The organism is Phenylobacterium sp., from assembly GCF_024508875.1.
GTDB lineage: Bacteria > Pseudomonadota > Alphaproteobacteria > Caulobacterales > Caulobacteraceae > Phenylobacterium.
In genome coordinates this window covers 1-6,082 of sequence record NZ_JANINU010000145.1, presented here as the reverse complement: position 1 = coordinate 6,082, position 6,082 = coordinate 1, and the positions used below count along the sequence as shown (strand labels likewise).

Annotated in this window: 4 protein-coding genes; 1 reads left to right on the top strand and 3 read right to left on the bottom strand. The window is 69.9% G+C overall.

The window, feature by feature from the left end:
- Positions 1-105: 105 nt before the first annotated feature.
- Positions 106-1,728 (bottom strand): long-chain fatty acid--CoA ligase, encoded by a 1,623-nt coding sequence (locus tag Q0L11_RS12225; RefSeq protein WP_296597571.1) that lies wholly within the window; start codon positions 1,726-1,728, stop codon positions 106-108.
- Between the two features lie 200 nt (positions 1,729-1,928).
- On the opposite strand from Q0L11_RS12225, the gene Q0L11_RS12220 reads away from it, so the two are divergent.
- The gene (locus tag Q0L11_RS12220) at positions 1,929-3,458 is read left to right on the top strand and encodes a class I SAM-dependent methyltransferase (protein WP_296597570.1); all 1,530 of its coding nucleotides are present in this window, start codon (positions 1,929-1,931) and stop codon (positions 3,456-3,458) included.
- Here Q0L11_RS12220 and Q0L11_RS12215 read toward each other — a convergent pair.
- Positions 3,455-5,026 carry a globin-coupled sensor protein gene (locus Q0L11_RS12215; RefSeq protein WP_296597569.1) on the bottom strand — a complete coding sequence of 524 codons (1,572 nt, stop codon included), beginning with the start codon at positions 5,024-5,026 and terminating at the stop codon, positions 3,455-3,457. The genes Q0L11_RS12220 and Q0L11_RS12215 overlap by 4 nt on opposite strands.
- 273 nt (positions 5,027-5,299) lie before the next feature.
- A partial coding sequence (locus tag Q0L11_RS12210) for an FkbM family methyltransferase (RefSeq protein ID WP_296597568.1) occupies positions 5,300-6,082 on the bottom strand: 783 nt, incomplete at its 5' end.

Here is a 6,082-nt window from a genome sequence, read left to right as displayed (position 1 = left end):
CACGCCTTTGGGACGCTTCCTCGCCACGCCCGACCTCCGACTTCAGCACAGTGTCACCTGGGAAGCCTAACGCACGGTGCAAGGCGCGGTTCTGTTAGCTTTTGGTCATCCGCGTGACGACGTCGCCCCCTGTGTCGCCAGCGCATCACGCAGCTCGCGCTTCAGCACCTTGCCGGTGGGCCCGATGGGCAGCGCCTCGACGATCCGCACCTCGTCCGGCGTCCACCACTTCGCGACGCGGGCGGCCACATGTGCCTTGAGGTCCTCCGGGTCGGCGCCCTGCCCGGGACGCAGCGTGACCAGCAGCAGAGGTCGCTCGTCCCACTTGGGGTGCGGCACGCCCACCGCGGCGGCCATGGCGACGGCCGGGTGCGAGCAGACGGCGTCCTCCAGGTCCAGCGTCGAGATCCACTCCCCGCCCGACTTGATCACGTCCTTCGCCCGATCGGTAAGGCGCAGGTAGCCCTCGGGGTCGATGGTGGCGATGTCGCCCGTGTCGAACCAGCCGTCCGCCGTGAACGCTGTGGCGCCGTCCTGCTTGAAGTAAGCGCTGGCGGTCCAGGGCCCCCGCACCTGCAGGGCGCCGGCGCTCTTGCCGTCGCGCGGCAGCTCGCGGCCGTCGTCGCCCCTGATCCGCAGGTCCACGCCCCAGAGGCCGCGGCCCTGCTTCAGCTTGCGCTGCAGCGCCGCCTCCGGCGTGTCGCCGGCATGAGTCGGCAGTGGCGTGTTGATGACGCCCAGCGGCGAAGTCTCCGTCATCCCCCAGATCTGGCGCACCTTGCCGCCGAGCCGTTCCTCAATGCGCGAGATCAGCGCCGCGGTGGGGGCCGACCCGCCGATGGCGATCGTCCGCACCGAGGTCAGGCGTCCGCCCGTCTGATCCAGGTGGTCGGCGACGCCCACCCAGATCGTCGGCACGCCCAGCACGAAGGTCACCTCTTCGCCCGCGGCCAGCTCGGCCACGCTCGGGCCGTCCAGCAGTCGCCCGGGCAGCACCAGCTTGGCCCCCACAAGCGGCGCGGCGTACGGCGTGCACCAGGCGTTGGCGTGGTACATCTGGGCGCAGGGCATCACGACATCCCGCGCCGACAGGTCGAAGGCGTCGGGCAGCGCCAGCGCCAGGGCGTGCAGCACCGTCGAGCGGTGCCCATACAGCACCCCCTTCGGATTGCCCGTCGTGCCCGAGGTGTAGCAGAGGCCCGACGCGCTCCGCTCGTCGATATCCGGCCAGGCGAAGTCGTCGTCCTGCGCGGCCAGCAGGTCCTCATAGGCCGCCACGCCGGTGGGCGCATGCGCCGCGTCGGTCATCGCCACGAAGGTCTTCACCGTCGTCATGCGCTGACCGATCTCGGCCACCAGGTCCGAGAACGTGATGTCGAACAGCAGCACGCTGTCCTCGGCGTGGTCGGCCACCCAGACCACCTGGTCCGGATGCAGGCGCGGGTTGATCGTGTGCAGCACCGCCCCGATGCCGGTGACGGCGAAATAGAGCTCGAAGTGCCGGTGGGTGCTCCAGGCCAGGGTCGCCACGCGGTCGCCCGGCTTCACGCCCAGCGCCAGCAGCGCCTTTGCCATCCGCTTGGCGCGGCTCAGGGCGTCTCGGTAGCCGTAGCGGTGGATCGGCCCCTCGACGGTGCGCGTCACGACCTCGCGGTCGCCATGGTAGAGCGCGGCATGCTCCAGGATCGATGGCAGGGTGAGCGGGCGATCCATCATCAGGGCGAGCATGGACGGCGGGTCCTCCGGTTTCGTTGTTGGCCGAACGCTATCGCATCGGGCGGCGGCTGCTTACCCGAACTGTCGGCGTCACGCCAGATACGGAACCGTATCTGAATTGGATGCTGAGCTTCGGCGCCCTTGGCGCCCGGAAGGAATGCGGGCATCGAAGCCGGTGGGGTCGCGAACGGCCCGATCTCTCAGGAGCGCGCATGGCCGGCTGGTCGGACGGCTACGTCACCGAGATCCAGTACACGGGCCAGTTCTACCCCGAGCTGGCGCCGGGCTACCTCGCGTTCTGCTGCCTGCGCCAGTCGATCCGCCCGCCTGCGCTGGGGACCGGGGCCACGTACCTCGAGCTCGGATGCGGCCAGGGCTTCGGACTGAACCTTCTGGCGGCGGCCAACCCGGGGATGCAGTTCGTCGGCGTCGACTTCAACCCGGCGCAGATCGCCAATGCCGCCAGGCTGGCCGCCGAGGCCGGGCTCTCCAACGTGACGTTCGCCGACGATAGCTTCGCGCAAATGCTGGCCGCGCCCGACGGCCGCTGGCCGAAATGCGACGTGATCGCGCTGCACGGAGTCTATAGCTGGGTCAGCGTCGAGAACCGCGCGATGATCGTGCAGATCATCGACCGTCTGCTGAAACCCGGCGGCTTGGTCTACGTGTCCTACAACTGCCTGCCGGGCTGGTCGGCCAACGCGGCCTTGCAGCGCTTCATCCAGGACCATGTCGCGCAGGGCGCAGGCGACCTTACGACGCGCATCGTCACGGCCTTGAAGGCCGCCCAGGAGATACAGGAAGGCGGCGCGCTCTATTTCAAGGGCGCGCCTTCGCTGAAGGCCCGCATCGCGCAGGCCTTGAACCGACCGCCCGAGTACCTGGCCCACGAATACCTGAACCTGGGCTCCGAGCCGCTCTTCTCGGCCGACGTCGCGGGACAGATGGCCGGGGCCCGCCTCACCCTCGCGGCTTCCGCCGGCCTCGCCGACGACATCGTGCACCTGTCGGCGCCGGCTCCCCTCCAGCCGATGATCCAGGGGGCGAGCGACCGGACGTGGCGCGAGACGCTGCTGGACTACGCCAGCAACCGGGTATTCCGCCGCGACGTCTTCGTGCGCGGCGTCAATCCGCTGACGCGAGAGGAGCGCGACGCTCTGCTGGACGCGACGCCGTTCGCGCTACTCGTCCCGGCGGGCGACGTCGGCCTGGATTCCACCGTCCCCATCGGCACGCTGTCCGGCAATCCGCAGGTGTACCGCCCCGTCCTCGACGCGCTCGCCGACGGGCCGAAGACGTTCCGGGAACTGCTCCGCCTCGCCCAGGCCCGCGAGGACGTTGTGCTCCAGGCCCTGACGCTGCTGACGGGCCGCCGGCAGATCCACCCGTGTGTTCCAGATCGCGCGGGCGCCTCAGCGGCGAGCTTCAACCGCGCGCTGCTCGACCGCATGGCGTTTGGCGAGATTCCCAGCCAGCTCGCCGCCGGCGGCGTGGGGACGGGCGTGGACCTGAAGCTTGAAGAGGTGCTTGCGGTCAGCGCGCACATGGCCGGCGAAGAGGCGCCCCGAGCCATGGCTCACCGGGGCTGGGATATCCTTGCCCGCACCGGGCGCAGGCTTCGGAAGGACGGCGCGGTGCTCGAGGACCAAACCGCCAACGAGGCCGAGCTGGCCCAGCGGATCGCGGAATTCACCGCCTCGCGGCTGCCGCTGCTCCGCGACCTGGGCGTGCTCGGGACCTAGAAGTCGCTCCAGCTTTCGCTGCGCCCGGCGGCGGCCACCCGAACCGGGGCCGGCGGTGCGCGGCGCGTCTCGACCGCGCGGGGAGCCGCCCCCTTCGCAGGGCGCGCCTGACCCGACCCCGTGATGCGGAACGACGCCGTAACGCTCGCCAGCGCCGTGGCCTGGCCTTTCAGCGATGCCGTCGCCGCCGTCGTCTCCTGCACCATGGCGGCGTTCTGCTGGGTGACCTTATCCATCTCGTGGATGGCGGCGTTCACCTCGCCCACGCCGGCGGCCTGCTCGCGCGCGGCGTTGGCGATGCCCTGCACCAGCCGGTCCACGACCGTGACCCGCTCGATGATCGACTCCAGCGCCCCGCCCGTCTGCCCCACCAGCTTCACACCGGTCTCGACCTGTTCGGACGACGCGCCGATCAGCGTCTTGATCTCCTTGGCCGCCTGCGCCGAGCGCTGGGCCAGGGCCCGCACTTCCGACGCCACGACCGCGAAGCCCTTGCCCGCCTCGCCCGCCCGGGCCGCTTCCACGCCAGCGTTCAGGGCCAGCAGGTTGGTCTGGAACGCGATCTCGTCGATCACCCCGATGATCTGGCCGATCTCCCGCGAGGACGCCTCGATCTGGCCCATAGCGCCGATGGCGTCGCCGACCACTCGCCCGGCCGCCTCCGCCTCGGTCTTGGCCTCGGTCACGGCGTCGCCCGCCGAAGCGGCGCTGGCGGCGGCCTCGCGGATCGTGGCGCTGATCTGCTCCAGCGCGGCGGCTGTCTCCTCCAGGCTCGCCGCCTGGGTTTCGGTGCGGCGCGAGAGGTCCTCGGCCGCGTCGCTGATCTCGTCCGCGCCGTCGCGGATCGTGCCGACCCCGCCCGCCACCTGGGCGATCGTGTGCTCCAGCGTGCCGACGGCGTTGTTGAAGTCGCTGCGCAGCGCCTCGAAGCCTGTCCCGAGCGCCTCCTCCAGCCGGACGGTCAGGTTGCCCCCGGCGAGTTGCGACAGCCCCTGCCCCACGGCGGCCACCGCCGTCGTCTGCTCGGCCTCGGCCGCCACGCGCGCCGTCTCCAGCCGCTGCCGCTCGGCCTTCAGCGTGTCGAGATAGATCGAGACGGCCAGGTCCATGTCCAGCAGCACCGCCTTGACCAGCGCGGCGACGGCGTCACCCGCCTCGTCCGCGCCCCGGCCGCGGCCGAGCCCCCGGGGCCAGTGCTCGCGCACCACCGCCCGGACCAGATGCTCCATCACCAGCGAATACCCGGCGATGTACCAGCGCGGCTCCAGCCCCAGACGCGCATGCGCCTGGCCGATCGCGGTCACCCCGTCGGCATAGGCCGGCCCGTAGTCGGCCTCGGTGATGACGCCCCAGTGGTCGGCCTGCCGGCCGGCGGCGCCCTGCATATGCTGGGGGCTCGAGAAGTAGCGGTTGGTCTCGGGCGTCTGGCGCACCCGGGCATAGAACGCGTCCAGGGCCGGTCCGATCTCCCGGCGCACCACCGGCTGCAGGCGGCGCAGCGTCGCGCGGACGGTCTCGTCCATGCCGACGAAGGCCAGTCGCTTCGTGAGATCGTGGTCGTTGCTCATTCCCGATCGCCCCGCGAGAGAAACGCATAGGTTGTAAATAGCGCTCTTGCAGTTGAAAGGCGGCTCTTCTCCGACGAAGACCGCCCCTCAACGCTTGAAGCACTTCAACCGCGACCTTTAAGATTTAAATAAAGATAGTCTTGAGTGCTCGACGCCCCAACACCTGCGATCTCTGAAATCCATTTCAGGCATTCAGGATCGCGCCTCTGAGATAACCGCGTGATATTTCAGAATCTTCGAACACCGCGCTCGGAAAACAATGTTCCCAGACGATCAGGCGGCCATCCGCGCCTTGAACACCCCGTCCGGCAGGCGCGCCGCGCGGTTCGGGTGGATGAAGAAGTAGTCCTTCCACGGCGCGCCCTCGACGAGGGTCGTGCGCTCTTCCAGCCGCTCGCCGTTCAGGGCGAACATCCGGTAGCCCCGGTCGCGGAACAGGTCGAGCACCGCCTCGCCTGAGGCGCCGAAGCGGGCCTGGAGCATGTCGGGATGGATCTCCAGCAGCACGTGCGGCAGGTCGCGGTCCAGGATCGCCAGCGAGCCCATCAGCGCCTTCAGCTCGGCTCCCTCGATGTCCATGCGGATGAAGTCCACCCGGTCGATGCCGTGCTCGGCGCAATAGCCGTCCAGGGTGATCACCGGCGTCGGCTGAATGTCCATGCCGGTGTCCTCCAGGTCGGGGCGCACCTGGCCGTTCGGCGGCGTCTCCGCCACGTAGGCGTAGGCCCGCCCCATCCGCCCCGAGGTCTTCTTCGGCGTGACCAGCAACAGCTCGCCCGGCTTGTCGGCCACGGCGGCGTGGATGGCGGTGACCTGCTTGCCGATCCGGTGCCAGGCGATGCCGACCTTCAACACCTCGAACGCGAACGCCGACGGCTCGAAGGCGTAGATGCGCGCCTTGGGGGCCACCTGGGTCATCACATAGGAATGGCGACCGTCGCTGGCGCCCACGTGCAGGCAGACCGGCGCACCGGAGAGCAGGTCGGCGAGATACGGGGTCTCGGGCTCATGCTTGGCCCACGTCTTGTTCCGGCGCCAGGCGCGGAAGGCGTGTCC

Bases quoted from the DNA above. Each gene is read 5' to 3' on its own strand.
- Q0L11_RS12225 (WP_296597571.1), bottom strand. From the start codon at position 1,728: ATGCTCGCCCTGATGATGGATCGCCCGCTCACCCTGCCATCGATCCTG.
- Q0L11_RS12220 (WP_296597570.1), top strand. From the start codon at position 1,929: ATGGCCGGCTGGTCGGACGGCTACGTCACCGAGATCCAGTACACGGGC.
- Q0L11_RS12215 (WP_296597569.1), bottom strand. From the start codon at position 5,026: ATGAGCAACGACCACGATCTCACGAAGCGACTGGCCTTCGTCGGCATG.